At 48.5% G+C, this 26149-nt stretch carries 22 protein-coding genes; 19 read left to right on the forward strand and 3 right to left on the reverse strand.

The window, feature by feature from the left end:
• From carB to ACZ5ZV_RS04660, 12 genes are all read left to right on the forward strand, one after another.
• Positions 1-3195, forward strand: a complete 3195-nt coding sequence (gene carB, locus ACZ5ZV_RS04605; RefSeq protein WP_464120244.1) for a carbamoyl-phosphate synthase large subunit — start codon at positions 1-3, stop codon at positions 3193-3195.
• A complete protein-coding gene (locus tag ACZ5ZV_RS04610) occupies positions 3192-4082 on the forward strand; it encodes a substrate-binding domain-containing protein (protein ID WP_464120245.1) in 891 nt (296 codons plus the stop codon). The genes carB and ACZ5ZV_RS04610 overlap by 4 nt, the downstream gene beginning before the upstream one ends.
• Positions 4083-4089: 7 nt before the next feature.
• Positions 4090-4833, forward strand: coding sequence for an ABC transporter ATP-binding protein (locus ACZ5ZV_RS04615; RefSeq protein WP_464120246.1), 744 nt, complete (start codon positions 4090-4092; stop codon positions 4831-4833).
• The gene (locus tag ACZ5ZV_RS04620; protein ID WP_464120247.1) at positions 4826-5596 is read left to right on the forward strand and encodes an ABC transporter permease; all 771 of its coding nucleotides are present in this window, start codon (positions 4826-4828) and stop codon (positions 5594-5596) included. Before ACZ5ZV_RS04615 ends, ACZ5ZV_RS04620 begins: the two co-directional genes overlap by 8 nt.
• The gene (locus tag ACZ5ZV_RS04625) at positions 5589-6380 is read left to right on the forward strand and encodes a prepilin peptidase (RefSeq protein ID WP_464120248.1); all 792 of its coding nucleotides are present in this window, start codon (positions 5589-5591) and stop codon (positions 6378-6380) included. The genes ACZ5ZV_RS04620 and ACZ5ZV_RS04625 overlap by 8 nt, the downstream gene beginning before the upstream one ends.
• Before the next feature lie 155 nt (positions 6381-6535).
• On the forward strand, positions 6536-7591 hold the full coding sequence (gene pilM, locus ACZ5ZV_RS04630; protein WP_464120249.1) for a type IV pilus assembly protein PilM: 1056 nt from the start codon (positions 6536-6538) through the stop codon (positions 7589-7591).
• Entirely contained in the window at positions 7588-8202 is a 615-nt protein-coding gene (locus ACZ5ZV_RS04635; protein WP_464120250.1) for a PilN domain-containing protein, read from the forward strand. Before pilM ends, ACZ5ZV_RS04635 begins: the two co-directional genes overlap by 4 nt.
• A complete protein-coding gene (locus tag ACZ5ZV_RS04640) occupies positions 8195-8788 on the forward strand; it encodes a type IV pilus inner membrane component PilO (RefSeq protein WP_464120251.1) in 594 nt (197 codons plus the stop codon). The genes ACZ5ZV_RS04635 and ACZ5ZV_RS04640 overlap by 8 nt, the downstream gene beginning before the upstream one ends.
• Positions 8785-9450, forward strand: coding sequence for a pilus assembly protein PilP (locus ACZ5ZV_RS04645; protein WP_464120252.1), 666 nt, complete (start codon positions 8785-8787; stop codon positions 9448-9450). Before ACZ5ZV_RS04640 ends, ACZ5ZV_RS04645 begins: the two co-directional genes overlap by 4 nt.
• A 24-nt stretch (positions 9451-9474) precedes the next feature.
• A complete protein-coding gene (locus tag ACZ5ZV_RS04650; RefSeq protein ID WP_464120253.1) occupies positions 9475-11667 on the forward strand; it encodes a type IV pilus secretin PilQ in 2193 nt (730 codons plus the stop codon).
• 13 nt (positions 11668-11680) lie between these two features.
• Positions 11681-12289: a hypothetical protein gene (locus ACZ5ZV_RS04655; RefSeq protein WP_464120254.1), complete on the forward strand. Its 609-nt coding sequence runs from the start codon at positions 11681-11683 to the stop codon at positions 12287-12289.
• A gap of 166 nt (positions 12290-12455) precedes the next feature.
• Positions 12456-13687 (forward strand): IS3 family transposase gene (locus tag ACZ5ZV_RS04660; protein WP_464118138.1). Its coding sequence is split into 2 segments (ribosomal slippage): positions 12456-12813 and positions 12813-13687, totalling 1233 coding nucleotides; the frame shifts between segments, so codons are not numbered across the junction.
• A 418-nt stretch (positions 13688-14105) separates the two neighbouring features.
• Here ACZ5ZV_RS04660 and tnpC read toward each other — a convergent pair.
• The 3 genes from tnpC to ACZ5ZV_RS04675 are packed head-to-tail and all read right to left on the reverse strand — an operon-like array spanning position 14106 to position 16476.
• Entirely contained in the window at positions 14106-15662 is a 1557-nt protein-coding gene (gene tnpC, locus ACZ5ZV_RS04665) for an IS66 family transposase (protein WP_464118795.1), read from the reverse strand.
• Entirely contained in the window at positions 15662-16075 is a 414-nt protein-coding gene (gene tnpB, locus ACZ5ZV_RS04670; RefSeq protein WP_464118794.1) for an IS66 family insertion sequence element accessory protein TnpB, read from the reverse strand. The genes tnpC and tnpB overlap by 1 nt, the downstream gene beginning before the upstream one ends.
• On the reverse strand, positions 16066-16476 hold the full coding sequence (locus ACZ5ZV_RS04675) for a hypothetical protein (protein WP_464118793.1): 411 nt from the start codon (positions 16474-16476) through the stop codon (positions 16066-16068). The genes tnpB and ACZ5ZV_RS04675 overlap by 10 nt, the downstream gene beginning before the upstream one ends.
• A 46-nt stretch (positions 16477-16522) precedes the next feature.
• Here ACZ5ZV_RS04675 and ACZ5ZV_RS04680 point away from each other — a divergent pair, with 46 nt between their 5' ends.
• The 7 genes from ACZ5ZV_RS04680 (at position 16523) to ACZ5ZV_RS04710 (ending at position 26047) form a co-directional block, all read left to right on the forward strand.
• Positions 16523-18811: a hypothetical protein gene (locus ACZ5ZV_RS04680; RefSeq protein ID WP_464120255.1), complete on the forward strand. Its 2289-nt coding sequence runs from the start codon at positions 16523-16525 to the stop codon at positions 18809-18811.
• A 201-nt stretch (positions 18812-19012) separates the two neighbouring features.
• The gene (locus ACZ5ZV_RS04685; RefSeq protein WP_464120256.1) at positions 19013-19540 is read left to right on the forward strand and encodes a protease; all 528 of its coding nucleotides are present in this window, start codon (positions 19013-19015) and stop codon (positions 19538-19540) included.
• Between the two features lie 25 nt (positions 19541-19565).
• Positions 19566-22292, forward strand: a complete 2727-nt coding sequence (locus ACZ5ZV_RS04690) for a hypothetical protein (protein WP_464120257.1) — start codon at positions 19566-19568, stop codon at positions 22290-22292.
• The gene (locus ACZ5ZV_RS04695; protein WP_464120258.1) at positions 22292-22894 is read left to right on the forward strand and encodes a hypothetical protein; all 603 of its coding nucleotides are present in this window, start codon (positions 22292-22294) and stop codon (positions 22892-22894) included. Before ACZ5ZV_RS04690 ends, ACZ5ZV_RS04695 begins: the two co-directional genes overlap by 1 nt.
• A gap of 47 nt (positions 22895-22941) precedes the next feature.
• Entirely contained in the window at positions 22942-24045 is a 1104-nt protein-coding gene (locus ACZ5ZV_RS04700; RefSeq protein WP_464120259.1) for a hypothetical protein, read from the forward strand.
• A 220-nt stretch (positions 24046-24265) separates the two neighbouring features.
• Complete coding sequence (locus ACZ5ZV_RS04705) at positions 24266-24790, forward strand: hypothetical protein (RefSeq protein ID WP_464120260.1); 525 nt, start codon at positions 24266-24268, stop codon at positions 24788-24790.
• A gap of 21 nt (positions 24791-24811) precedes the next feature.
• Positions 24812-26047, forward strand: coding sequence for an ISL3 family transposase (locus tag ACZ5ZV_RS04710; protein ID WP_464117565.1), 1236 nt, complete (start codon positions 24812-24814; stop codon positions 26045-26047).
• Positions 26048-26149 lie beyond the last annotated feature (102 nt).

Genomic DNA, 26149 nt, shown 5'->3' on the forward strand with positions numbered 1-26149 from the left:
GTGCCGCGCAAGTCCAGTATTAAGAGAGTTCTTATTATCGGATCTGGACCCATCGTTATTGGACAAGCCTGTGAGTTTGATTACTCCGGCACTCAAGCCTGTAAGGCACTCATGAAGGAAGGATTGGAAGTTATCCTGGTGAACTCCAATCCCGCCACCATCATGACCGACCCGGAAATCGCCACCCGGGTTTACGTTGAGCCACTGAAAGTGGACTATCTTGAAAAAATCATCGAAAAAGAAAAGCCTGATGCGGTGATCCCCACTTTAGGAGGTCAAACCGCCCTGAACCTTGCCTTGGATCTTCATTCCAAGGGCATTCTGCAAAAGCATAAAGTGCAGTTACTGGGTGCGACTCCGCAAGTGATCAAGGCCGGAGAGGATCGTGAAATTTTCCGCGGTCTGCTGGATAAAATCGGTGCAAAGTACCCTAAAAGTCATTTGATCCGCACTTACGAACACGGCCTGCAGATCGCAGAAGAGCTGGGATATCCGATGATTCTTCGCCCAAACTACACTCTGGGCGGCGGCGGGGGTGGAATCGCCTATTCCCCGGAAGAATACAAAAAAATGCTGGTGACCGCCCTGCATGAAAGCCCCACTTCCGAAGTTTTGGTGGAAGAAAGCATCCTGGGGTGGAAAGAGTATGAACTTGAAGTCATGCGCGACTACAAGGGCACTTTCGTGGTTGTGTGCAGTATCGAAAATCTCGACCCTTGTGGCGTTCACACCGGAGACAGTATCACAGTGGCGCCTCAGCAGACTTTGAGCGATCGGGAATATCAGGCCATGCGTGATGAGGCTTGCAAGATCATCAACGAAGTCGGAATCCAGACAGGTGGGGCAAACATTCAGTTTGCGGTTCATCCCACAACTCGCGAGCGCGTGGTGATTGAAATGAATCCTCGAGTCAGCCGATCTTCGGCCTTGGCAAGTAAAGCCACCGGATTCCCCATTGCCAAAATCGCGGCCTTGCTGGCGATCGGCTACAGTTTGGATGAGCTGCAGAATGATATCACCAAGGTGACACCTTCTTGTTATGAGCCAGCTTTGGATTATGTCGTCACGAAAATCCCGCGCTTTGCTTTTGAAAAGTTTGTGGGTTCCAAAGACACTTTAACCACGCAGATGAAGAGCGTGGGCGAGGTCATGGGAATCGGCCGAACTTTGCAGGAATCCCTGATGAAAGCTCTGGCCAGTCTGGAAAAAGATCCGCAAGCCATCCCGGAAGTGACGTTGGAAACGGGTAAGATCTCGTACCCGAACAGTCGGCGGATCTATCATCTTTTCCAAGCCTTCCGTGAAGGCAAAACCGTGGCTGAAATCGAAGAGCTAACCCGCATTAATCCCTACTTCCTGGAGCACATCGAAGCTTTGATCAAGTTTGAAAGAGCTTTCAAGGCTGATTTTACGGACAGCAACGCGGAACTGCTTTTGAAGGCCAAAAGGAAAGGATTCACCGATGCCAGACTGGCGGCGTTGGTGGGGAAGAAAGAAACCGATATTCGCGCCTTGCGTGAAAAGCACGGAATCCTTCCGCGCTATTCTCAAGTGGACACCTGCGCGGGCGAATTTGAATCCTCCACACCGTACTTTTACTCTTCCTACTGGCCTATGATGTCGGCGACGGTGAATGCACCGGATGCCGTGGTTATTATTGGCAGCGGTCCGAATCGTATCGGGCAGGGAATTGAGTTTGATTACAGTTGCGTGCGCGGGGTGAAGGGATTCCAGAAAAACGGCAAAAAAGTCGTCATGGTGAACTCCAACCCGGAAACGGTTTCAACTGATTACGACACTTCTGACGTTTTGTTCTTTGAGCCTCTGACCGCAGAAAGTCTTTGTGAAATCATGCGCTTTATCAAACCGATGGGCTTTGTCGCACAGCTGGGCGGACAGACGCCGATCGGGGTGGCTCCGGAGCTGGTGAAGGCCGGCTATCGTCTTCTGGGGTCTTCGTTGGAGACAATAGATCTTGCGGAAGACCGCGGGCTGTTTTCGAAGATCTGCCGCGAATTGAACTTTGCCATTCCCAATTCCGGTATGGCGGGGTCTTTGGAAGAAGCCCTGAAACTTGAAAAAACAGTGGGATATCCGATGATCTGCCGCCCAAGTTATGTTTTGGGTGGACGCCGTATGGAAGTTATCGAAAACACCGAAGAGCTTCTGTCATACTTCCAACGTCACAAGGACTATATCTCGGAAGAAAAGCCCTGCCTGATGGACCAGTTCCTGGCAGGTGCGTTGGAAGTGGATGTGGATCTGGTTCGGGGCGAGGACTGGGTGGTCGTCGGTGGAGTCGTGGAGCATATCGAAGCCGCGGGAGTTCACTCAGGGGACTCGATGGGGGTTTTGCCTCCGCACCGTCTGAAAGATGAAACCTGTGCGCGTATTGAGGATCTGAGCAAACAGCTTGCCCATCGTATTGGAGTGATCGGGCATTTGAATCTGCAGCTGGCTGTGAAAGACGATGTGGTTTACATGCTCGAAGCCAATCCGCGCAGCTCTCGCTCGGTTCCTTTTGTGGCCAAAGCCACGGGGATTCCGCTGATTGATATGGGTGTTGCCGCGATGCTGGGGAAGAAAAAGAAAGATCTGAAGCTGGATACCTTAAACTGGAGAAACACTCAGACAGTTTCTGTCAAAGGTGTGGTCTTCCCGTTTAAAAAGTTCCCGGAATCTGATTCGATTCTGGGCCCCGAAATGAAATCCACAGGGGAAAGTATGGGGCGCGGAAAGAACTATTCCGAAGCTCTGGCAAAGGCCTTCCTTTCAAGTAACATAAGACTTCCAAAGATCGGGCAGGTGTTCTTCTCGTTGCGCGACAAGGACAAGGAAATCATGCTGCCTTTGGCGCGCGAACTGCAACGCATGGGTTATGGGGTTTCGGCCACAACTGGAACGGCTTCATTCTTTAATGAAAGAGGTGTGAACTGTCTGTCGTTGCGGAAGGTCGATGAGGGCCGTCCTCACTGCGTGGACAAGATTCGTTCAGGCGAAGTGGCGTTTGTGATCAATACCACCTCGGGCCGTCGTGCAATCGAGGCCAGCTTCGACATTCGTCGAGCTTGTACAGACTACAACATCCCGTGTATCACCGAAAGTGATGCGGCCGAGGCCTTTGTTCTTGCTTTGAAAAACGAAAGAAATGAGTCATCATCAGTCGAGGCCCTGGGGGCTATGGAGGCATTTTGAAACGACTCATTCTCGGTTTGCTGGCAATTCTCTCACTTTCCACAGCACATGCGGCGGAAGTCACTGCGGAAGCAGTCCCGCCGTCGATCACTCTGGGGGTGATTCCGGGTGGTAATCCCGAGAATTTGCGCGAGCAGGGGTTGGCCCTGGCAAAAGAACTTCAGGCCAAGCTCAACATTCCGGTGAATATCTATATTTCCAAGAACTATGCGGGCCTTGTTGAGGCGATGAAAACCAAAAAGGTGGATTTTGCCTTTTTCTCATCTTCAACCTATGTGTTTGCTGAACAACAGGCTCAAGCCAAGGTTTTGCTGAAAAAAGTGTGGAATCATCCGTACTATTACTCAGTGATTGTGACCCCGAAGAATTCTGGGATCAAAAAGTTGAAAGATCTCAAAGGCAAGCGTATTGCTTTTGTGGATGACAAGTCCTCGTCCGGTTACCTGTATCCTCAGGTGGCTTTGCGCAAGATTGGTCTGCAAGACAAGGACTTCAAGGAAGTTGCGTTCACCGGCAATCATCAGGCCTCCATCCAGTTCCTGGAAGCCAAGAAGGTGGATGCGGCTGCGGTCTTTAGTGATGATGAAAAGGGTCTTGAAGGAGCTTGGGAAAAGTTTGGGACAGATAAAAAGGCCCAATACCGTATTTTATGGAAGAGTGCTCCGATCCCCAATGATCCATTCTGTGTTCGTCAGGAATTTTACGACACCTATCCGAAAATCACGCACACTTTGATGTTCACTTTGATTGATATTCTGGAGCAGACCCGCAACAAGAACACTTACTCCGAAATTTTGGGCTCTCGTGACTTGATGCCGGCCACTTCTAAACAGTATGATCCTGTGAGGGAGATGGTGAAGGCTCTGAATATTGAGCTGAAGCCTTAAGCAAATAATGTCTGTATTATCTATTGAAAAGCTGAATAAGACATTCAAGGGCGGTCTTTTTGAAAAAGACCGTCATGTCTTGCGTGATGTCAGCTTCGCACTTCAAGAGGGGCAAACCTCCGGCTTTGTCGGCAGCAATGGGGCTGGCAAGACCACCACCATTAAATGTATTTTCGATTTTATCCGTCCCGACAGCGGACAGATTCACTTTTTCGGAAAGCCGCTGACCAGTGAAAGCAAAACCCGCGTGGGGTATTTGCCCGAACGTCCTTATCTCTACGAATTTCTGACGGGGATGGAATTTCTGCGTTTGCACTGGAATCTTTGTTATGGAGCGTCTCTAAAGGACTTCCACGAGCGGGCTCATGAGGCCCTGAAAAAGGTGGATCTTTTTGAGGCCAAAGACCGTCGCTTGCGTACTTATTCCAAAGGTATGCTGCAAAGAATTGGGATTGCTCAGGCGATCCTGACGCGTCCGGATCTGCTGATTCTGGATGAGCCCATGTCCGGTTTGGACCCGGACGGCCGGGCCATGGTGAAAGATATTCTGCGGGAAGAACAAAAACGCGGAGTCAGTTTATTCTTTAGCAGCCATCTTCTTCAGGATATGGAGGAGTTGTGTTCACATCTTGTGGTGATCAATCGGGGGCAGATTCTTTATGACGGAGTTTTAAGCTCGTTCATGGCGGAATATCAAAGCTTGGAAAAAGCTTTCTCTGTGCTGAAGGGCAAGGAGGAAGGCCGTGTATAAGGTATGGACTTTAGCGCGCACCACTTTGCGTGAAATGCTAAGAGAAAAAATCTTTATGGTGGCGGTCCTGATTGCCGTGGCCCTGTTGGCCCTGAGTTTCCTTTTGGGGGCATTGTCTTTTGCGGAACAAAGAAAAATTCTGGCAGACTTTGGCTTTATGGCGATTCAAATTTCCGGTTTGGGGATTTCTTTGTTTGCAGGATCTTATCTGTTGGCCAAGGAGATTGAAAAGCAGACTTGTCTGTTGATTCTTTCCCGACCCGTCAGTCGCGCTCAGTTTATTCTGGGGAAGCTGTTTGGAGTCCTGGCATTGAACACTCTTCTGATGAGTGCCTTGGGTGTGGTGCTTTTTTTGCTGTTGGGTCTGTGGAAAGAGTCCCAACTTCTGCCGGCATTTTTGGAAATCGGTCTAAGTCTGTGGTGTGAAAGTGCTGTCATTCTGTGTCTGGTGATCTTCTTCAGTCTGGTGGTGCGACCTGTTCTGGCCCTGGGGGCCGGGTTTATGGTTTTCCTGCTGGGGCACTGGCTGGGGGACCTGACCTTTTTCGCTGAAAAAAGTAAGGAAGAGGTCTTTGTGCAGGCTGTGAAGGTTCTGCACTGGGTGACACCCAACTTCTACCGCATGAATTGGAAATCAGCTTACTTCCTTGAAAATGGCATTCCGTTTGACAACATTCTATGGATGCTGGCGCACATGACAGGCTGGGCTTTACTGGCCATTTTGTTGACCAACTTCTTCTTCAGGAGAAAAGACATTGTTTGATTTGGATACGGGCTTTTATGTCCTTTTCTTTGTTTTGGGTGCGATCTTTGGCAGTTTCGGGAACGTCATCATCTATCGTCTTCCCAGGGAAGAAAGCATCGTCAAGCCACGCAGCTATTGTTACAGCTGCAAGACCCCGGTAAAGTGGTACGACAACATCCCTATTTTCAGCTGGTTTATCCTTCGCGGGCGTTGTCGCAAGTGCCATGCAAAGTTCTCTTTCCGTTACCCTTTGGTTGAACTGATCACGGCGGTGTTGTTCGCACTGAGCTACCATTACGCAGGCCTCTCCTGGACGCTGCTTGAGTATCTGATTTTCGTGTTCGGTTTGGTGGTGTGCACATTTATTGATCTGGACCACATGATTCTGCCTGATGAATTCACTCTTTCCGGCATTGTCATAGGACTGGTTGGGGCGGCCTTGAATCCGCAGCGCGAGTTTTTGGATGCGCTTTTTGGGATGCTGATGGGGGGCGGATTCCTGTGGGGAATGGCCTACGTCTATTATTTGTTGACCAAAAACGAAGGCATGGGCGGTGGTGACATCAAGCTTCTGGCCTGGATCGGTGCGATCCTGGGGTGGAAGGCAATTCCTTTTGTGATTATGTCTTCAGCAGTCATTGGCAGCGTGATTGGTTTGATCGCTGCCAGAAAGCAGAAAGCAGGACTTAAGACGGTGATTCCATTTGGCCCTTACCTGGCCTTAGGTGCGGTTCTCTATCTGTTCGGAGGCGAGACCATCGCGCTTTGGTACCTCGACTTGTTCCTTCCGGGTCTGAGTTAGTGGTTCGACCGAGGCTGGACCTTTGGGTATGGCCTCGACCCTTGTTTGACATTCCCCACCCAAGCAGAAATAATTTTAGTATGTTAGACTTGTGTCTAAAGACGTAAGTCTTTGAAAAGACATCTGAGTGGTACAACTGGGGAAGCAGCGAAAGCATGTTTTTTAAATCGAAAAAAGTCATCGGACTCGACATCGGATCGAGCTCCATCAAACTTGCTGAAATGGACGTCAGTGGCAAAGGCGCCCAGCTTCTCTCTTTTGGTTTTGCACCAACGCCTCCCAACGCCGTGTCTGGCGGGGAAATTGTGGATATCGGTTCGGTGGGAATCGCGATTCAGCAACTGATTGCTGAAGTGAAAACCAAACGCAAGGGCATCGCCACAGCCATGTGGGGAACCGCCGTGATCGTGAAAAAGATCACGATCCCGAAGATGGATCGCAAGCTGATCAAGGATCAGATCCGCTTTGAGGCCGAGCAGTATATTCCTTTTGATATCAACAACATCAGTCTGGCGCACCATATTCTGAACACCAGTTCTTCGCCTGATGCGATGGATATCTTGTTGATTGCCGCACAAAACGAACTTGTCAGCCAGTACACTCAGGTCATTGAAGTGAGCGGTCTGAACTGCAGCGTTTTGGACGTCAGTGGTTTTGCCCTGGCCAATGCCTTTGAACTGAACTATGGCAAGATTCCTGGTGAAGTCGTCGGCATCCTGAACTTCGGCGCTTCCATCACCAATTTCGTGGTTCTGCAAAACGGCGAGGTCATCTTCTGTCGTGATATCCCAGTTGGCGGCGCCAACTACACCAACGAAATTCATAAAGCTATGGGTGTGACCGTGGCGGAAGCCGAGGCTTTAAAGCTCAGTGCCATATCCCGTCGTGAGGTTCCGGATGAGGTTCACAGCATTATCAGTGCGACGAACGAAGCCGTGACGGAAGAAATTCGCAGCAGTTTGGACTTCCTCAGTGCGACCACCAATGGCCTTGTCTTGAACCGTTGTTTCTACACCGGGGGGAGCTCGGCAACCTCCGGTCTGGTTGAGACGGTGTCGCGGGTTACGGGCATTATGATGGAACAGTTCAATCCATTCCTGCGCGTGAAGGCCAATCCTAAAAAATTCTCACCTGAGTATCTTGATCAGATCAGCGCTTTTGCAGGTGTTGTCACCGGACTGGCTTTGCGCCAGCAGGGGGACTCCACATGATTAAGATTAATCTTGCCAATGGATCAGGCTCAGGAGCTGCGGGTGCCTCACTGGGGTCTTCGCTGGGAATTTCCACCGAATCCTTCATGGGGGCCGAGGAAATTCGCAAAGAGGCACTAAAGCGCCTTGTGCTTTTGGTTGTGGGACCTTTGGCTCTGTATATCTATGAGAATCAGAATGTGCCGACCAAAGTGGCTGAACTGAATTCCAAGAATCAGATTTTGGCCGAACTACAGTCTTATAACGCCAAGGCTGCAGATTCCGTGGCTGAAATTAAGAAATTTAAGGAGGACGAGGCTTTAATGGAGGCTCGTATTTCCGCTTTGGAAAAGATCTCCAAAGATCGTCAGCGCGAAATCCGCGTTCTGGATCTTTTGCAAACCGTGATTCCGGAAAAAGCCTGGTTGACCCGGGTGCAGATCAATCCGGACCGCGTGAACATTCAGGGGCTGGCTTTGAGTGACTTTGAAGTATCTCAGTTCCTGGAGGCTCTGACAAAAAGTGTGTTCTTAATGGACGTGAACTTGGTCAGCTCCAGCGAGTCCGTGCAGGACGGGGTAAGTTTGAAGAAGTTTGAGATCAGTTGTTTACTGGAGAGACCAAATGAATAAGTTATTTGACACTCTCGCGGTTCAAACGATTGGAAAAATTCTGGTGATCGGGTTGGCCCTGACGGGGTTGTACTGGAACTTCATCTATGATGATGGTTCTGCCGTCGACGCTCAGATTGCAACTGTGAATCAGCAGCTGCAGGAAGAGGAAAACAAGAAAAAAGACACGGATGCGACTTTGAAACAAGTGCAGGAAATGCAGGAAAAAGTCGGTCAGCTCAGCCAGAAGTATCAGGAGATCTCCCGTCGATTGCCGGCGGTGTTGTTCTCAATTGATATCAACAAGGCGATCGATGACTTTGCCCGGAATGCTGGTGTCAGTGTGAAATCGAAAAAACCGGGTGAGAACATCAAAAAAGAAGTTGTGGAAGAGGTTCCGGTGGAAGTGATTCTGGAGGGAAGTTATGCCGAACTGGCTCAGTTCACTTTCCTGGTTTCCACAGCCGAGCGTATGGCCCGTGTGCAGAACATTGTTCTAAGCGAAGCCGAGCCGGGTTCAAAGAAATTGAAGTTTGAAGGACAGGTAGTGGGTTATAAACTGGCTCCGGAAGAAAAGAAACCGGCAGCGACGGAGAATCAGCAGTGAAATCTGTAAGATGGATTGTATCTTACATTTTAGTGGCATCCTTGGGGCTTTGGCTGGCCTTTGCGGTCAGCATGAAGTTCATGGCGCCGGCTCATTCTCAGGACGCTCCGTCGAACGGAGATTTGCCTGCTGAGTTCCTAAAAGAGGTCGAGTCCACACAAGTGCCTCCAGCAGGGGCCACTCCTCCTGCGGCAGCGAAGGACGTTCCGCCGCCGCCGGCAGAGCCTACGCAAGTACCGGCTCCGCCTGCGCAGGATATGCCGGTGGGTGATGCGGTGACGGCACCTCCTCCGGTGCAGGAAATTGTGCCTCGCGATGGTTATGTTTACGATCCTACGGGCAAGCGTGATCCGTTTAAGGTGTTTAAGACAGTCCGTCCTATTTTGCCAGAGACTGCCAAGCAAAACGAAGTGCTTGAGCCTTTGCAACGTTGGGAAATTGATCGTTTGCAGGTTGTGGGTATTTTGTGGGATGTGAAGACGCCTCGTGCGATGATCAGAGATCCCGATGGGGCTGTATTTGTAGTGACTAAAAATTCCAAAGTGGGTCGTAGCGAAGGATTTGTGGCGACCATTCGCGAGGGTGAAGTCGTCGTGATGGAAACCAAGTACGAAGATGGCAAAGCCTTTAAAGAGCCCCGCGTGATGGAATTGAAAAAATAGTATTCTAAGTTTTAGGAGGAACTAATGAACGGATTCATTAGATTGTTAATCCTGAGTGCAATGATTGCCTCTTTGACCTCTTGTGCAAGTCAGCCGGTGGAAGACGATTTGTCCCTGGATGGATTTGATTCCTCTGCAGAGGTTGCGCCTGCTGAAGAAGCGGCACCGTCCAGTGCCGACAGTGATTTTGCTGAATTCGATGAAATTGACAATCAACCGGCTCAGGCGGAGTCCGCTCCTGCGGGTGACCAGGATCTGGCGATTGAAGAGGAAGTGAATCAGGCTGGCGGATCCGAGGATCAACAGGTGGCTCAGGATGCTCCTGCTGCGACAGAAGAATCCAATCCGACAGAAGATCCGTTCGCGGACAGTTCTGTGGCGGATGTCCCGGCTCCTGCAACGGAAGAGACGGCCGCACCAGAACCAACAGTGGTTGAAACCACTCCGGATCCATTTGCTGAACAGCCGACGGTGACGGAAACGGCGCCTCCGGCGCAGGATTCGTTTGCAACAGCGCCCTCTGCAGCTCCGGCGAATATCACGGATCTTAAGTTCCGCGCCAACGAAACAGGCGGAACGGTGATCGTGCAAGGGGATCGCCCGTTGACGTATACAACGCGCACGAATCCCGATCTGAACCAGTACATTATTGAAGTGGACAACGCCAATCTGCCGGATCGTCTGAAGCGTTCTTTGAACACCAAAGACATCAAAGGCAGCGTAGGCGCTATTGATGCTTATCAGAATCCGGGCTCTTCAACAGCACGTTTTGTGATCCAACTGCGTGACGGTGTGGGTGAACCCACTGTTCAGCAGGAAGGAAACAGCCTGCTGATCGTGGCCAGTGGTACGGGTGCCGCTCCGGCAGAGTCAGTGGAAGTGACTGATGTCAGCAACGCGATGGGGGATAACAAAATCCTTCCAAGTCAGAATCTGACAGAGTTCCTGGCAGGCAACACCAAATTCTACGGCAAAAAGATTTCCATCGAGACCAATAACATGGACATCCGTGACGCTTTGAACTTCATCACGGAAGAATCTGGCGTAAACATGGTGATTTCCGAGGATGTGAAGGGCGCCGTCAGTTTGAAACTGCGCCAGGTTCCTTGGGATCAGGCTTTGGTGGTTCTGATGCAAGCCAAAAAGCTGGGTTACACTCGTCAGGGCAACGTCCTGCGAATTGCTCCGGTTCAGGATTTGAAGGCGGAAGAGGATGATGCCACCAAGCTGGCTCAAGCGCGCCGAAATCTGGAGCCGCTGAAGGTTCGCATGTTCCCGGTCAGCTACGCAAAAGTGGACGAGCTGGAAAAGAAAATCAAAGACTTCCTGGGTGATCGCGGCAAAGTTGTGGGCGATGTTCGTACCAATGCCCTGGTTGTGACAGACATCGAAGAAAATCTGGAGCGTGCGGCGAAATTGATTCAAAGCCTGGATACGCAGCCACCACAGGTTTCCATCGAGGGTAAAATCGTGGAAGCTTCGGAAAACTTCACCAGAAATATCGGGATCAACTGGAGTGCTTCCGGTGCACCGATCAAACTGGGCAGCACGGCTCGTGGTCCTGTGAATATGAATCCAAGCTTTAATGTGAACTCCTCAGCCGCCGGCCAAAACGGGGCTTTGAATTTCGGTTTGAACGTGGGGACTTTGGATATCTTCGGAACTCTTTCAGCTGCGTTGTCTTTGAACGAAATCAACGACCAGGTGAAAATCATCTCGGCTCCAAGAATTTCGACCATGTCCAACGAGAAAGCTGAAATCAGTCAAACGACGGAAGTTCCGGTTCGTCAGGTGACTCAAAACGGGACGGCGACTCAGGAAACGTTCCAGTTCAAGCCATTGACTCTGAAGCTGGATGTGACTCCGCAAGTAACGGCGGACGGATCTGTTATAATGAAAGTGCTTGTGAACAGACAGTTCCGTGGAGCTGACGTGAGTAGTGCGGGTCAAGGGGCCTTTGCGGTGAACAGTCGTGAAGCCAATACCCGTATTTTGGTTAAGAACGGACAGACTGCCGTTATCGGTGGTATCTATCAAAGTGACGCGACTGACGGGGAAACTGGGGTGCCTTGGTTCCGCGAAATCCCGGTTCTGGGCCACTTGTTCAAGACCAAAAATATCACGAAAGAAAAATCTGAACTGTTGATCTTCCTGACACCGCGAATTTTAGGTCAGGTGGGTTCGGGAACAATGACTCCGGGCACGACGGATCTCTAGAAAGGGGCGACACATGAGATTTCTAAAAGTTCTGCTTTTGGCTTCCACTGTTGCAGTCTTTCTGCCCAGTTGTTCGGAAAACACCAGTGACCTGATGGTGCAGATGGGAACGACACGCACTTACGTGATCAATGCCTCGGCGAAAAGCTGTTTGACGAAGGCTACGGAGGATCAATCGAACCCTTCTCCAAATGATGTGGGAGCAGCTTTTTTTCAGGTTCAATACTTGAACATTGCGTGGCCAAACACTGAAAAGACACTTATCGTAGCGACGATTCGTCTGAAGTTCCAAGGACCTCAATTCTCCGGTGGTACGTACATCTGTGAGTTCGCAGGAGATAATCTTCTGGCTTTGAATGAAATCTGGTATGCAAAAGGGGAAGCTGCTGTGGGTGGGCCGGAAATCCCAAGCTATAAAAAACCGACCAGCACGGCGGAGAGATATACACCGGCTCAAATTGTTTCCACGACATGTCCGATTGTCTGCGGTGGTTTGAATACCTCGACATCCTTCCAGTCTTCCGGGACGGTGGATATTATCGGCTTCTCTCGTGACGCCAAAGGAGAGCTGACTCCGGAAAGAGCCACCGGCTTTATTTCTATTGAAAGCTTAGGTGATTAAGCATATTTGCTCCTGAAGAAACCTCCAGGAGCAAATCTATCACTATTTAACACAAGATATAGTTGGATTTGTGATGTAAGTATTGTTGTCACCTGCAATCCCATAGTGTAGTGCTCCCCATTTAAACCGGACATGACGGTCCGCTCCTAATGATAGGAGTATGACTATGAATAATGATAGTTCTTATGAGTTGCCCAGAGGGCGTAAAGTTGAGGTTATCACCTCGGTCCAGCGCCGCAGAAGGTGGGCGCCAGCAGAGAAAAAGCTAATGGTTGAAGAGACTTACGAACCTGGGCATACGGTCTCGTATGTGGCCAGGAAGTATGGTATATCTCCTGCGCAACTATTCAATTGGAAGAGGCAGATGGAAAACGGAGCTCTTACGGCAATCGACAAAGAAGAACGTGTGATTCCAGAGTCTGAGCTAAATAAGGCTCAAGAGCGGATCAAACGCCTTGAGCGCCTTCTTGGACAGAAAACTGAAGAAGTTGAAGTCCTTAAAGAAGCTGTTCGGATCGGTCGCGAAAAAAAACTTATCTCGCGCAAACCGTTGCCCGGAGTCGAAGATTTCGAATAACGACAGTTTGTCGTGCCCTCGAAGTCTCTCGGAGCCACTTAGCAGAGAAAATCAAAAACAATCAGGTTTTGAAAATGAAAAAGAAAATCGTAAAAGACGATGATAGTCGCCTATTGCCATTAATACGGGAAATTGTCGATCAAAGGGCTACTTACGGATATCGCAGAGTAACGGCTTTACTACGGAAGAAGGTCGACGAGAAGATCAACTACAAGCGTGTCTACAGAATCATGAAGCAGAACGGTCTCCTGTTGCAACGCCACACTGGCCGACCTATTCGAAGCCATGATGGCAAGGTTTCAACGATCAAATCAGATGTCAGATGGTGCAGCGATGCCTTCGGAATTCAATGCTGGAATGGGGAACAGGTTCAAGTGGCCTTCTCTCTCGATTGCCATGACCGAGAGTCGATTACATATGTCGCAAGCACAAGAGGAATTGATGGAGGTTTGGTTCGCGATCTCATGATGGAAACGGTTGAGCAGCGCTTTGGTAAAGTCAAAAGAGTGCCTCATGTCGTACAATGGCTAACCGACAATGGGCCCGGCTATACTGCGCATGAAACCGTTCGCTTCGGACATTCACTGGGTCTGGATATCAGAACAACTCCGAGCTACAGCCCAGAAAGCAATGGCATGGCGGAAGCCTTCGTGAAAACCTTCAAAAGGGATTACGTGTGGCTTGGGGATCTTTCGTCAGCAGCCCGGGTTATTGAGCAATTAGATGCTTGGTTTGAGGACTACAATGAAAACGCACCACATAAAGCATTGCGAATGAAGTCACCCAGGCAGTACAGAAGAGAAATTAACCGAGCGGTCTGACCTGTCCGTTTTTATAGGGGCAACTCCAGGGAATAACGGAAACAACGTTAACAACGGGAATAACGGTAATAACGTAAATAACGGTAACAACGGAAACAACGTTAACAACGGGAATAACGGTAATAACGTAAATAACGGTAATAACGGTAATAACGGTAATAACGGAAACAACGTTAACAATGGGAATAACGGTAATAACGTAAATAACGGTAATAACGGTAATAACGGTAATAACGGTAATAACGGAAACAACGTTAACAACGGTAACAACGGTAACAACGGTAATAACGTAAATAACGGTAATAACGGAAACAACGTTAACAACGGGAATAACGGGAATAACGGTAACAACGGTAATAACGGGAATAACGGTAACAACGGTAATAACGGTAATAACGTGAACCCTGCGTAATACGCGCTATTGACGAAGAGCCCGAGCATGTGCCAATGGCGTGGGCGGAGCTTTTCCCGCAGCGACTAAATGCAGAGCCATCGACAAATAACTTCGCGGATCAAGGTCATTCTTTTTACAAGATTCAATTACAGTGAAAAGTGTGGCGGCGGTATCTGCGCCAGCGTGATTTCCAGATCCGTAATAATTCTTTCTTCCGACTACAGCATGACGGATCGTACGTTCGGCCTCATTGTTTGAAAGAGGAATACGGTTATCATTTAAGAACAACATAAATCCGGCCCACCTTTCTGTGAGATACTCTATAGCCTTTCTTTTCTGACTGCCAGGGCGTGAATTTGAGTACTCTCCTATGAGATTTTTATGAAGACCCTCGGTAATCAACTGACTTTTCTCTTTTCGTAGCCGCAAAAGGTCTTCAAAAGAGGAAGCCTCTCTTTCAATTTCAAATAATCGATCAATATCATCTAAGATTGGTTTTACTGTTGGATCGTGGTCTTCAATTTTTATAAATTCTCTGCGTGCATGTGCCCAACAGAATGCTTGGGGAATTTCTAATTTCGCTAGTATGTTGTATCCAACATAACCATCAGTAACGACAGGTCCACTGTATCCACTCAAAAAATCCTTAACAACTTGTCCTGATCTGGTGGGCTTAAAACAATAATGACTACCGTAACGATTGCTTACCACCCACATGTAGCCATCTTTTTCAGTCTTATCTTGGATTTTCCAAGGGGTTTCATCCAGGTGTAAGGCAAGATCGCTTGATTTCAATTCTTTGAGAATTTCAGCTTGTACAGGTTCAAGACTAGCAGCTGCAAGTCCAGACAATCTTGAGAGAGTACTATTTTGGATCCCTTTTAAACCCAGCGATTCCATTTCTCGGGTCTGTCTTTCTAAGGGCATGTGGCTGATATATTTATCAGCCACAACACTGATAACAAAGTCAGTTGAATAGTTCATTCCTGGCAATAGGCCCGAAGGGCCATTGGCAGTGATAATAACTTCTTTATCTGAGTCTGGAATGAACTTTGGATCCAGTTTATATTTATACTTCTTGTGGATTTCTTTGACATAGGATCTTTCAATGATTTGTATTTGAAAAGATTCATCATAAAGACCCGTATTTTTCCACATTGATGGATGTGGATTGTCGATACCACGAAGTTTTGCTTCTTCATTAAGTTCGTCATCTGAAAGATGGTGCGCAACTTCGCAGCTAGGTAAACCTGACCATTTATTTTTCTTTTGCTCTTCACGTGACACTTCAGCAGGGAACGCCGCTTGGCTGAATAACATAGCCTCGGTTTGGCTTTTGTCACGAGGACGATCTGTGGCTTCAGCTCGTTTTTCAGTGGATTTACCAAAAATACTTCTACGGAGCAGCTTTATACGCTCATCTAGGTTGAATTTAGACTGCAGGCTAAGCGCTTGCTCCTCTTGAAGTTTGGCAACTAATAGTTTTTGCTGTGCAATGAACTCGAGAGCTTGCGACAGAAGTGCCTGCAATATGCGGGGATCTTTTTCGCTTTCAATAATTTTTCGAGTTCTTTCATCCATCAGCCGGGAGTTTGTAAAAACCCTTGCGGAAGATCAACAGCTTCCCTTTGCGTCACTGGGATTTGTGGCGCTAAAGCTGCCATAGAGCGGTCAACAATAGGTGTTCTGATCACACTTCCGTGGAAAATCAGCTTTAATTCTGACAAACTGACCTCCGATCGCCCCAATAGTTCGGCCAAAGACATAAAGTTCCCTTTTTCCATACGTTTTGAAATCAGTACCAGCCCTGTCCCATCATAGAAAATAGCTTTGATGCGCTTACGGTTTTTCCCGAAGAACAAATACACATGTCCCTGATCCATAATCGCCTGCATTTGATGGACACATAAAGAATGTAATCTTTCAAAACCACACCGCATGTCGATACTTTCGCGATATACAAATGCCCGAAGCCCCTTGCGGTCTAAAAACATGATTTACCTCGCTGAAGTTCAAGGATGGTTTTTACGGCAATAGATTCTGGTATCTCTAAAATATATCCTTCTGGAGTTCTAACCGTCACAGTTAGACCCAGATTAGTTTTTTCTTCTAATGAAGGTCCAACTGTGACAGTTGGACCTGGTTGGACTGTTAATGCATGAAAGTCAGATTTAATATTTTTCTTGGGCTTCAATCGCCACGACATAATAGTTGCATAGGGGATGTCGATTTGTTGGGCTGTTGCTTTAACTGGTACATCCAGGGCAAATAATTCTTGGATTCTGGACTTTATGGATTTCGGCCAAGGTTTTCTGACGGAGCTCACTTCGGAATGATATTGCCGAGTCAGCTCTTGGATTTCTTCTATTAGTTGGTTCGCACGCTGTGTTTTCATGAATCGCAGCATGCTGGATATTGATTTCAGTTCCTAGACGCGTTTTATGCAGTGGTTACGTAATAACGGCAACAACGGCAACAACGGTAATAACGGTAATAACGGTAATAACGGTAATAACGGTAACAACGGTAATAACGGTAACAACGGTAACAACGGCAATAACGGCAATAACGGTAATAACGGAAATAACGGAAATAACGGAAATAACGGAAATAACGGCAATAACGGAAATAACGGAAATAACGGAACCAAGGGGAACCATGGCTCTACTGGCTATTCTACGGGTTATACAACCGGTTACTCTACAGGATATTCCACCGGATACTCAACGGGATACACGACCGGGCAGGCTACAGGTCAGACTACTTACAGTACCGGTTACACAACTGTGACGACTGCAACCACTTATGGTCCAACGTCAACTTCGACAGCTACGACCCGAGGGGATGATACGGTATCCACGTCAACGTCCACATCCACATCGACGTCCACGTCGACCTCGACGACTAGTGCAAGCAGTTCTTCCACTGGCTATGACGATGAAGATAAAAACGAGTTCAAGGCCAAACTGAAGCCTTTGTTCCACTTGAGCTTTGATTATGGTCAGTACATCGTCAACTTGACGCCACACTTCCGCAATGTTCAGCCGAAGTCCATCGTGAAGTATGATTATCGACCAAGCAGCGACACTTTGATCTATGGCGACTATCGTGATGGTTTCCAAAAAACCGTCTATGGTTCCATCGAAGTTGGTTTGGGCGCTCAGGTACGCTTCTGGTTCGACAATGCCACAGGACTGCGTCAGCACTTCTGGGGTTACGTCGGAGTTCTACCAATCGTGGGTAAAGAAACAGAGTCTGTCCGTTATGTCAGTACTCTGGAGAAAGCCCGCAATATGGGCGGACGCTGGCAGGTACCTAAAGATGCAAGTGATCTGGATACTTGGGATCCGGGTGACAGCATCACCTACATTGGACATGGTGGTGTTATCTTCTCTGCAGGCGCCGGTTTTGGCCCAGTCGGAGCGGGTGTAGCCAAACTTGCTAATGGTACTTGGGAAACCTATGTTGAAAAAGTGGGCTCTGATCAGGCTTACGTAAAAATGACCAAAGGTAAGCTGAACAGCTTCTCTATGTTCACAAACGTTTCTATCCTGACCTTGAGCTTGAGTGAATTCCGCTATGCCGATGACGGCTTCTCATTCCTGTTTGACCTGTCTACAGACACGGGACGCAAGGCTTATGAAGACGTGATTCGCGGAAACGTTTTGGCATCAGAAAACTTTGCGGTACAAAAACCAAGAAATCTGGTCGAGCGTGCACCAGTTCTGAAAGTTGAGACATTCCGTTCTGTCTCCACAGGCCGTGTAGTCAGCAAGTCGCTGTCTATCCCTATTATTTGGGACAAAACATACAGCAAAGGCAAAGTCAGCTCGTTCACGACATCTGACATGCACTTAGATCGCAACACCGCGGTTGTGCATTACGGTATCTTCTCTGATTCCGAGGATTCTCGCTTCTGGTTCAAACATAAAGAGAAAGACTTTATGTTCTACGGTGCGAAGTACTCTGTACAGAACTGGGATACGAAAGCACGCATGGATAGTATGTTCGGTACCTACTCTTACGCCTTCAAACATGAGCAAAGCAATGGCAACCGTCTGAAAGCGGGTATCTATGCTCTGGTTAAGAAAACAGGTATTGATTCGTTGATGGTGGGTGTTCCTGATCGTGATCTGGGTTACACGGGCATTGAATTCAACGTGAACTTCGATGACACCAATACGATGAATCTGATGAAGGCTGCTCAAAAACTGAGTCAGGATGACTTTATCGACAAGGCAACGGACCTGATCTATCCATACTTCAACGAACGCAATGATCCATATGATTTGTGTATGATTGATGGTGGTGGACGTCTGCCAGGCTCTTGTCTGAATACGACCATTCGCAAGACTGCGGAGGCCGCAAGCAAAATGTACTATGCTCTGAAGACTATGTACAAAACTATGAATTCAGATCCTAAGGCGTTTGCTGCAGCTTATGGTACCTTCGGTGAAGGTATGGCAGAAAATCTGTTTACATTCAGAGCAGCTATGAAATTGGCTGGTCCTGGTGCGACGATTGACTATCTTGTCGAAGGCACACATATCAACATGTACTTCCGTGAATGGACTGTTGATAGATCCGGCAGCTGGGTTCCAGCGATGCAGTCACCTAAGTACAAAGGTCTGCCGTTCGAACCAGCGACTCGTCACTCTCGAGTGCGTGGTATGATCATCGGAAACTCTGATGCAGGCAAAGTTCCACACATGAGTCCTGTGACATTCTAGTTGTTCGCAAAAAAAGAAGAAACTCTAGAAAGGCCGCTGATAAAGTCAGCGGCCTTTCTCATTTCTGGGGGTGGAGAAAATAAAGTTACAAATCCTTTAATTGCAGATTCGTATTTTGTGAGCTCGCGATACTTGCGGTTAGAAGTATTTACTCAAAAGTTTTTTTGTTTTTCCAATCAAGGAAATCAGAAAGGGAAATTTATGAATTTCAAAATGCTTCTTGGCGGTATTCTTCTGGCGACATCCATGCAGGTCAGTGCAAGTGAGTTTGAAAGTGGAAGTGATGAGTTTACTCCGCGCCCGCTGCCTCAATACTCGGAAGCTGAACTTCAGAAAAAAATTGAGAATGAGATGGCCGTCGCTTGTTCGGGGAATCTTTGTAAGATTGTAGGACAGGATAGCAGCGGTTCTGGCTGGACAGTGCAGTTCCAGGTGGGCTATGGGCGCGCCAACGGCGGCAACGGAGATACAATCTACATCGGCGACTATGACGGCAGCAATGATAACAATGGATTCGCCAGCATCACGGTGACATACAAAAACTATAAATGTCGATCAAACCTTCTGGTAACCCCCGCGGTATACCGTTTCGTTAATACCTACCTTTATAACATGGTGAACTCAGACGGATCAGTAAAAAGAAACTTCTCTCCTGCAGATCAGATCGTTGTTCTTTTCTATACGACGATGCTGAACAAAGTCAGCTCTTGCGGCAGTGGCATGAATTAAGGTCTTTTTTGGGGAGGCGGGGTCTATGGCTAAAAGTTTGATTTTATGTTTGCTGGTTTTTGGAATGGCGACGGGTGCCTATGCGCAAGTGGCTTCTTCTCTGGGGCTAAATAAGCTGCGAGTCACCAACCGGGCTCAGTGTGCCGTAGACTCCGAGATTCCGACAGAGTCCGCGTTTATCGTGGTGGACGGATACAATGCTGGAAAGATGGTTTACTCCCTTGGAAAGAACATCGGGTCTAATGCTGAGGCGATGAGTGCTGAGGGCATGCAGCAGTTTCGAATTGCAGTGACCCGCCTCACCAAGGCGATCATGAACAAGTTGCTGGCCGGGCAACTGCCTCTTCTACCGACCAATCTAAAGAAATCCACTTTGACAGGTTACAACGCCATTGTGGAAAAGTGTCAGAACAAAACCTACTGTCCTGAGCTAAATGGATATCTGTCAAAAATCTGGGACAACTCCGAGGGTGCTGGTTTGCGCTGGGAAAGTCTGGATAAATTCAATGGCAGTCACTTTTTGTCCATGAAGAAAACGGACCGAGTTGCCTGTTTTTATGTGAAAAGATTCTCTGCCCTGCAGGAACAATTAAACTCTGTCGAGGTGGATAAATCAGTTCTGTTGGATGTGGCACAGGCGGCTCTGGCAAAAGAGAGATATATAACGGATTGTGAAAGTAAAGATGCGGCACTTGATTCGCGCAACTCCATAATCCAGCTTGATTTGAAAATTCCACGCGCCGTTGAGTTTGCCTCTGTCGGATTTGACTTCTGGAACAGCGTAAAAATCTATCTGTCTTTCGCGTGGAGATATTCGAACATTCCTCTGCAGGTGGCGCCAGAATACGGGCAGATGTTCCGCTCTATAGCTCTTGAGGAATCTATTATGATGATTCCGAACGGCTGTAAAAGCATTGAAAAGCCTGAGTGTGACGCTGCGACGCTTTCCATGAACAGTATTCGTGAGCTGGCTCGGCCGGACGGAGACAAGACGGAACACAAAAAGGAAGTCCCTCGCGGTCCGGAAGACGATGTGGTCAATCGCGGTCCTCGTGATGTGAATGACGACTTCCTGGGGACACGTAGTTTCGATGATGCCTCTGATTGGGTCGAGAATTTTCGCAAAAACTATGTTTCCGCACGTGGTTCTATGAAAAATCGCGTTCAAAGTGCCATTCAGTTTCTCAACATCATCGGGGGAGCTATGACTCCTGCCGAACTGACTGAATTTGTTCGACCACTGGCTTTTGCCAAAACCTATTCAAATCAACATCGCGATGAGCTGTATTACCTTTGTACCGAGGCTCGTTTGGCGGGCGATCAGCGTCTGGATTTTATGAAGACGGGCATCGACAAGGTCCAGCAGATGGAGGTCATGCAGCGGTCTTTCCAGGGTTCGAATGTGCAGCTTGCCGATGCGACTCGATACTTCGACAAGGTGGCTGAAAACATTGTGGCCTTCTGTGATGGTCTTGAGCGCGAAAGAATTTGGAATGTTTCTGGTTATACAGTCAACAGGAGTGGTTTCCATGCCTGGGCCCGGGAGCTTTTGCAAATCCCGCCGCCAGCGACTATCGCCGCAACAGAAATGCAGCCAATGAGTTTTGGAGCGCCTCTTTTGGTATGGGATATGTCGCGTGTTAATGATTCGGGAAATACAATTTGCGTTTCGGCGATTGATTGCTCCCGTAAGCTGATTAAAGCCATGGTTGATTTGTATGCTGTTGCTAAGTATGCCGATGCCTTCTTGCCGGTGAACTCGACTGTTTCAACGCCGGATGTTTTTAATCCATATGCGGATCTAAAGGCGTGCAAGGTCTATGATCCTTGGTTCCAGACTCGTCGCGCGAACAAACGACTGGTCGCAGACCTTGCCAGCACGGCCTTGTTTGGGTGGAATGCCTTGCCACTGTATCTTGATGTTGATTTTAAGCCACCGAAAGTCACCAGCTTGAATGCGCTTATCCGTAATGGAGCAGTGAAGTTTGATCCGAAAATTCAGAAAGAAAAGATGGAAGTGGCTTTGTTGGCGGACTTCGGTCCTTTGCTGGGGGCTCCTTGCGCGGTCTCGATAGCACCCAATAGTGCCAAGGACTTTAGTTTCTATGCGTTTAACGGAATTTCTGTGAACTATTGCAAGATCCGCGATGCGGGAGATGTTGTAGGGCGATCGCCAGGCGAAATGGTCAGCGCTCCGCCGACAAGCAAATCATACTGTGGTGGATGTTCAATCAACTTTGTGGGTGTTGCTGGAGGAGCCGCTGTCTCCAGTGGGGGAATGCCGCTAAATCCCATCAAGCTGGGCGTGTACCTGTTCCGGAGTATCCATCGCTATATCACTGCAAAGAAAGACAAGGTGAACATTCCTCGTTCGCAGGAAATTGACGTCAACCAAGTGGTGGCAACGTACAAGCGATATGGCGGAATCCCGGATCACTGCGTAGAGCAGCTGGCCGCGGGTGTGGGCTGTTACCAGAATATCTGTGCTGCCAAAGCGGCGGACTATTTCGAGCGTTATACCGGAGAAAAAGTCCAACATCTGGAGCTGGAGGAACTGACGGACGGTAACGGAAATATCGTGCCTTCCTCTGGAGTTATCATTCAGTCCGATTACTGTGACGGCAAGGTCCGGGTTCGTTACAGCTGCTCTGAGGACGGCAAGAAATTTAAAACATTTGAAAAGTTCGGTGGCATGTACGGCATGAGCAAGGACTGTCGGCGAACCATCGGCCATAACATCTGGGGCTTCTAGTGAAAAAGTGGATAGGTGTTCTAGTGATATCAGTTTTACTTCTGGCGAATCAGGCGTCGGCCTTTCTGGTGGAAAGCAATTACATGAAGCAGTCGGGGGGTGCCTATGTGAAGGTCACGCAAGTCACGTGCGATACGGCTTCTTCATCATACTGCCAAAGCCTGTGTCAGAATCCGACGGCATGTCAACGGCCAGAACCTTACTGTCGCAATTGTGCGGGAACCACGTCGCCGTTGCTTCGGCAGTTGTTCACTGAAATATCCAAGTCCTATGCGATTTCCCAAGAGCTGAACGATCGACAGGCATTGGTGAGGTTTCTGGGGATGGAGAAGTACGTTCTTTTGGATATAAAAAGTGTTTTTAACTACTACACGCCCGTGGGTGGCGAAGCGTTTGTAAATGAGCTGCGCACCTTCTGTGGCGATGCTGCTGAAACAGCCCTTCTGGCGGTGAAGTTGGATGAGGTTCATCAGCCAATGGCTTTGAGCTATGTGCTTTGCCGCAACAATATCGGACAGACTTCATCTTTCGAGGTGAAGCCTCGTGTGCCTGGCATTGGAAGTCGTCCTTTGACCGCGCCATTAATTTTTAATTTGAACTGAGAAATCAGTTTTTTACAACAACACCCTTAAGTGGGAAAGGAGACAACATGAAACGTATGTTTAAGGCGATGGCAACAACTGCCGTCACACTTATGGCGATGCAAGCCAACGCCATTCAGGTGACCTATAGCTTCAGAGTGAACAGCTCGGGTCCAAGCATCTATCCTTGTAATGCCGGGTTGATGACTCATGATCCGCATGAAGGTGATAAGGTGGCATGTTATACGGCGATCACACATGAGAAGTGTTCTGGAGACTGTGTCGGTTTGGATTGTAAGGGCGGAGAAGAGGATGATCATGGTCCTAAGCCTCATGCAAAACTACCGAAGTTCATGAACTTCAGTGGTGGTCACCACGGACCTCCGGGCCCTCCAGGTGGTGGTAAAGAAGATGATAAGAATAATTGCGTGTGTACGACTTCCAAAGGTCGCAAGACTGGAAATTACTTCCACGCCAATTACCGCCCTTGGGGTGACAGTGTGGATCCACATGCTGACGTGGTGTCCGGCGAAAGTCCAAAGTTCAACCAGTTGTTTGATGAAAAAACAGCTTATCACAAAGTGTTGGAAAAGTTGGCCTTCAACCTTGGCAGTGAGTTGTACAACGCGAAATACTTCGTGGATATCTGCTATCGTGGGTCTCAGATCGACTACAGCCACTTTGAAACCAAATGGAATCTTCTGGCTGAAGCATCAGTCTCTGACTACGGTCTGAAAGTCAATGGTGACGGTTACAGCGATTTGTCTGATCTTAAGATGAAAGCTTACATCATTTGCTCCACGCAGGAAAGATCTTGTGCCGAGGGCAAGTGTGACGACAAGGATGATGAGTTGAAGTACGACCTTCCAATGTTCAACGAGCACTTCCTAAGCTACTTCCATCCGTACAATGCTGACTACGAGTATGAATCTGACACATACCCAGCGACGTCTTCTTCCTTCAAGAAGATCATCGACAAGCAGTACAAAGAATTGGATTACAAAGGTGGAGCTGCCAAGTTCTGTAAAATCCGTTACGTCTTCGAAGAAAAAGATGGATTGGATAAAAAATACGCTAAGCACAGAAAATGGCAGAAACATGGTGCAGATATCTGCACTCACACAAAAGTTGAGATGGCAAAACTTGAGAACGGTTGCAAAGACTGTGACTAAGGATTTGTAGAACTGTATGCGACGGAGGCAGGATATGTGGAATGTATGTGTAAATAGCTCTTGGCATTATCAAAACAGGACGCAACTGTCTCTGTTGCTTATGTTCGTCTTTCTTTTTACAGGGTCGCCGGCTTCGGCGGCCTGTATTGTTGAAAACGACGATCGAATTCAGATCAATATTTCACCCCAAAACCGCTCTTGGGCGGATTATCTTGGGCAAATGTCAATACCAGCTTCGAAGGTGGTCAAGTGTCAGGAAGAGGCAGGTAAGTTCCTGATGTTTTCGTTGGGTTCGGTTCAGTGGGGACCTTCTTCTGAGTCAAAGGACAGCTATATTTTTGACAGCTATGAACCTGGCAAGTGCCAGCTTGAAAATTCCCGATCGGTGTCCTCCTATGTTCCCCAGGTGACACGGGATAATTTCCAACGACAGTACAAATTTATTCGCAGTTGCATTGATTTGCGTGTGGCAGACACTCGCGGACTTCCTTTGGTTGTGAAAGACCAGCAGGAGTTCTGTCAGGTCCAGAGAATCGATGAAAGTGCCGTGCTTCTGCGCGGAAGCATGTGCTTCGTGAAAATACGTGCGCAAAATGATTTTTCTGTTCAGCCTCTTTTACGGTCTGAGTGCACCGATCCGGACTATTTGAAGTCATTGGGTATAGAGGCGCAGGATCTATTCTCTAATTTGGGTATTCCGAGTTTTTTGTGGGTAGCCCGGCGCGCACGAATTGAATTCGCTTAATTTATGAGCTTCGATTTTCGGATGAGAAATCCATCCGATTCACACCAGTTGTTCGAGCAGCTTCTCGGTCTTGTGCCGCCGTGGTCAGTCACTAACGTCAACCTTGATACCGTAAATCGTCTCGTCGAGGTTGATGTCGAGTGGTCGAAAGGCCACGAGCCGGAGTGCCCCGAGTGCGGGCGATCGTGTTCGATCAAAGATCACCGCGAGGAGCGCAGGTGGCGGCATTTGGACACGATGCAATTTCAAACGATCATTCGCTCACGTGTACCAAGATCAGATTGCAAGGAGCATGGGGCGAAGACAATCAACGTCCCATGGGCTGGTCCGAACTCTCGCTTCACTCTGCTTTTTGAGAGGCTCGCGATTGACGTCATGATTGCCGCCAAGAGCCTCAAAGAGGCGGCAAGGCTTTTAGGGCTTTCGTGGGACCAGGTCCATCACATCCAAAAGCGCGCGGTCGAACGCGGTCTTGAGCGTCGCAAGCTTGATGAGATCAAACACGTCGGTATCGATGAGAAAAGTTTTTTGAAAGGTCACAAGTACGCCTCACTGATGACCGACATCGGTGGTGCACGCGTTCTAGATGTCGTCGAAGGCAGAACACTTGAGGCCACAGACTCACTCTGGCAGAAGCTTCCAGAGGAGACGAGATCCGGCATCGATGCTGTTGCGATGGATATGTGGGACGCCTTCATCACGTCAACAAAGACGAATGCGCCCCAAGCCGACATCGTGCACGACAAGTTCCACATCTCAAAATACTTGGGCGATGCGGTCGACAAAGTGAGGCGCCAAGAGCATCGGGCGTTTATGAAAGACGATGTCGAGACACTCAAAGGTGCGAAATATCTGTTTCTGAAAAACCCCGAGAACATGAGCGATGCCGAGACCTCTCGGTTCAACGAGCTTCGCATGGATAAACTTAAATCAGGGCGAGCGTGGTCGATGAAGGAGATGTTCTCGGAGTTTTGGAGCTACACGTATCAAGCTTCGGCGAGAAAGTTCTTCGACCGATGGTATTGGTGGGCGACGCACTCCAGGCTTAAACCGATGAGCGACGTCGCCAAGCTCATGCGCCGGCATCTCGACAACATCTTGACCTACTTACGCCACCACATCACCAACGCGATGATGGAGGGGTTCAACTCGAAGATCCAATCCATCAAAGCCAATGCTCGTGGCTTCAGAAACTTTGCCAACTACCGAATCGCGATCTTGTTCTACTGCGGAAAACTTGAACTCTACCCGGCGTAAGGGCACAAGAACCTCGGAAGAACCTCTAATTTAGATACACTGGTTGTCGGCGATGACACCGGCGTTTCGACCGATGTTCGCCATATTGGCAGTCGTGCTTTT

The sequence above is a fragment of the Bdellovibrio sp. HAGR004 genome, assembly GCF_055397015.1.

Coding starts and splice junctions, on each gene's coding strand:
- pilM (WP_464120249.1), top strand. CDS start 6,536: ATGTTTTTTAAATCGAAAAAAGTCATCGGACTCGACATCGGATCGAGC.
- ACZ5ZV_RS04680 (WP_464120255.1), top strand. CDS start 16,523: ATGCAGTGGTTACGTAATAACGGCAACAACGGCAACAACGGTAATAAC.
- ACZ5ZV_RS04685 (WP_464120256.1), top strand. CDS start 19,013: ATGAATTTCAAAATGCTTCTTGGCGGTATTCTTCTGGCGACATCCATG.
- ACZ5ZV_RS04615 (WP_464120246.1), top strand. CDS start 4,090: ATGTCTGTATTATCTATTGAAAAGCTGAATAAGACATTCAAGGGCGGT.
- ACZ5ZV_RS04655 (WP_464120254.1), top strand. CDS start 11,681: ATGAGATTTCTAAAAGTTCTGCTTTTGGCTTCCACTGTTGCAGTCTTT.
- ACZ5ZV_RS04690 (WP_464120257.1), top strand. CDS start 19,566: ATGGCTAAAAGTTTGATTTTATGTTTGCTGGTTTTTGGAATGGCGACG.
- tnpB (WP_464118794.1), bottom strand. CDS start 16,075: ATGTTTTTAGACCGCAAGGGGCTTCGGGCATTTGTATATCGCGAAAGT.
- ACZ5ZV_RS04675 (WP_464118793.1), bottom strand. CDS start 16,476: ATGAAAACACAGCGTGCGAACCAACTAATAGAAGAAATCCAAGAGCTG.
- ACZ5ZV_RS04710 (WP_464117565.1), top strand. CDS start 24,812: ATGAGAAATCCATCCGATTCACACCAGTTGTTCGAGCAGCTTCTCGGT.
- ACZ5ZV_RS04650 (WP_464120253.1), top strand. CDS start 9,475: ATGAACGGATTCATTAGATTGTTAATCCTGAGTGCAATGATTGCCTCT.
- ACZ5ZV_RS04640 (WP_464120251.1), top strand. CDS start 8,195: ATGAATAAGTTATTTGACACTCTCGCGGTTCAAACGATTGGAAAAATT.
- ACZ5ZV_RS04700 (WP_464120259.1), top strand. CDS start 22,942: ATGAAACGTATGTTTAAGGCGATGGCAACAACTGCCGTCACACTTATG.
- ACZ5ZV_RS04635 (WP_464120250.1), top strand. CDS start 7,588: ATGATTAAGATTAATCTTGCCAATGGATCAGGCTCAGGAGCTGCGGGT.
- ACZ5ZV_RS04705 (WP_464120260.1), top strand. CDS start 24,266: ATGTCAATACCAGCTTCGAAGGTGGTCAAGTGTCAGGAAGAGGCAGGT.
- tnpC (WP_464118795.1), bottom strand. CDS start 15,662: ATGGATGAAAGAACTCGAAAAATTATTGAAAGCGAAAAAGATCCCCGC.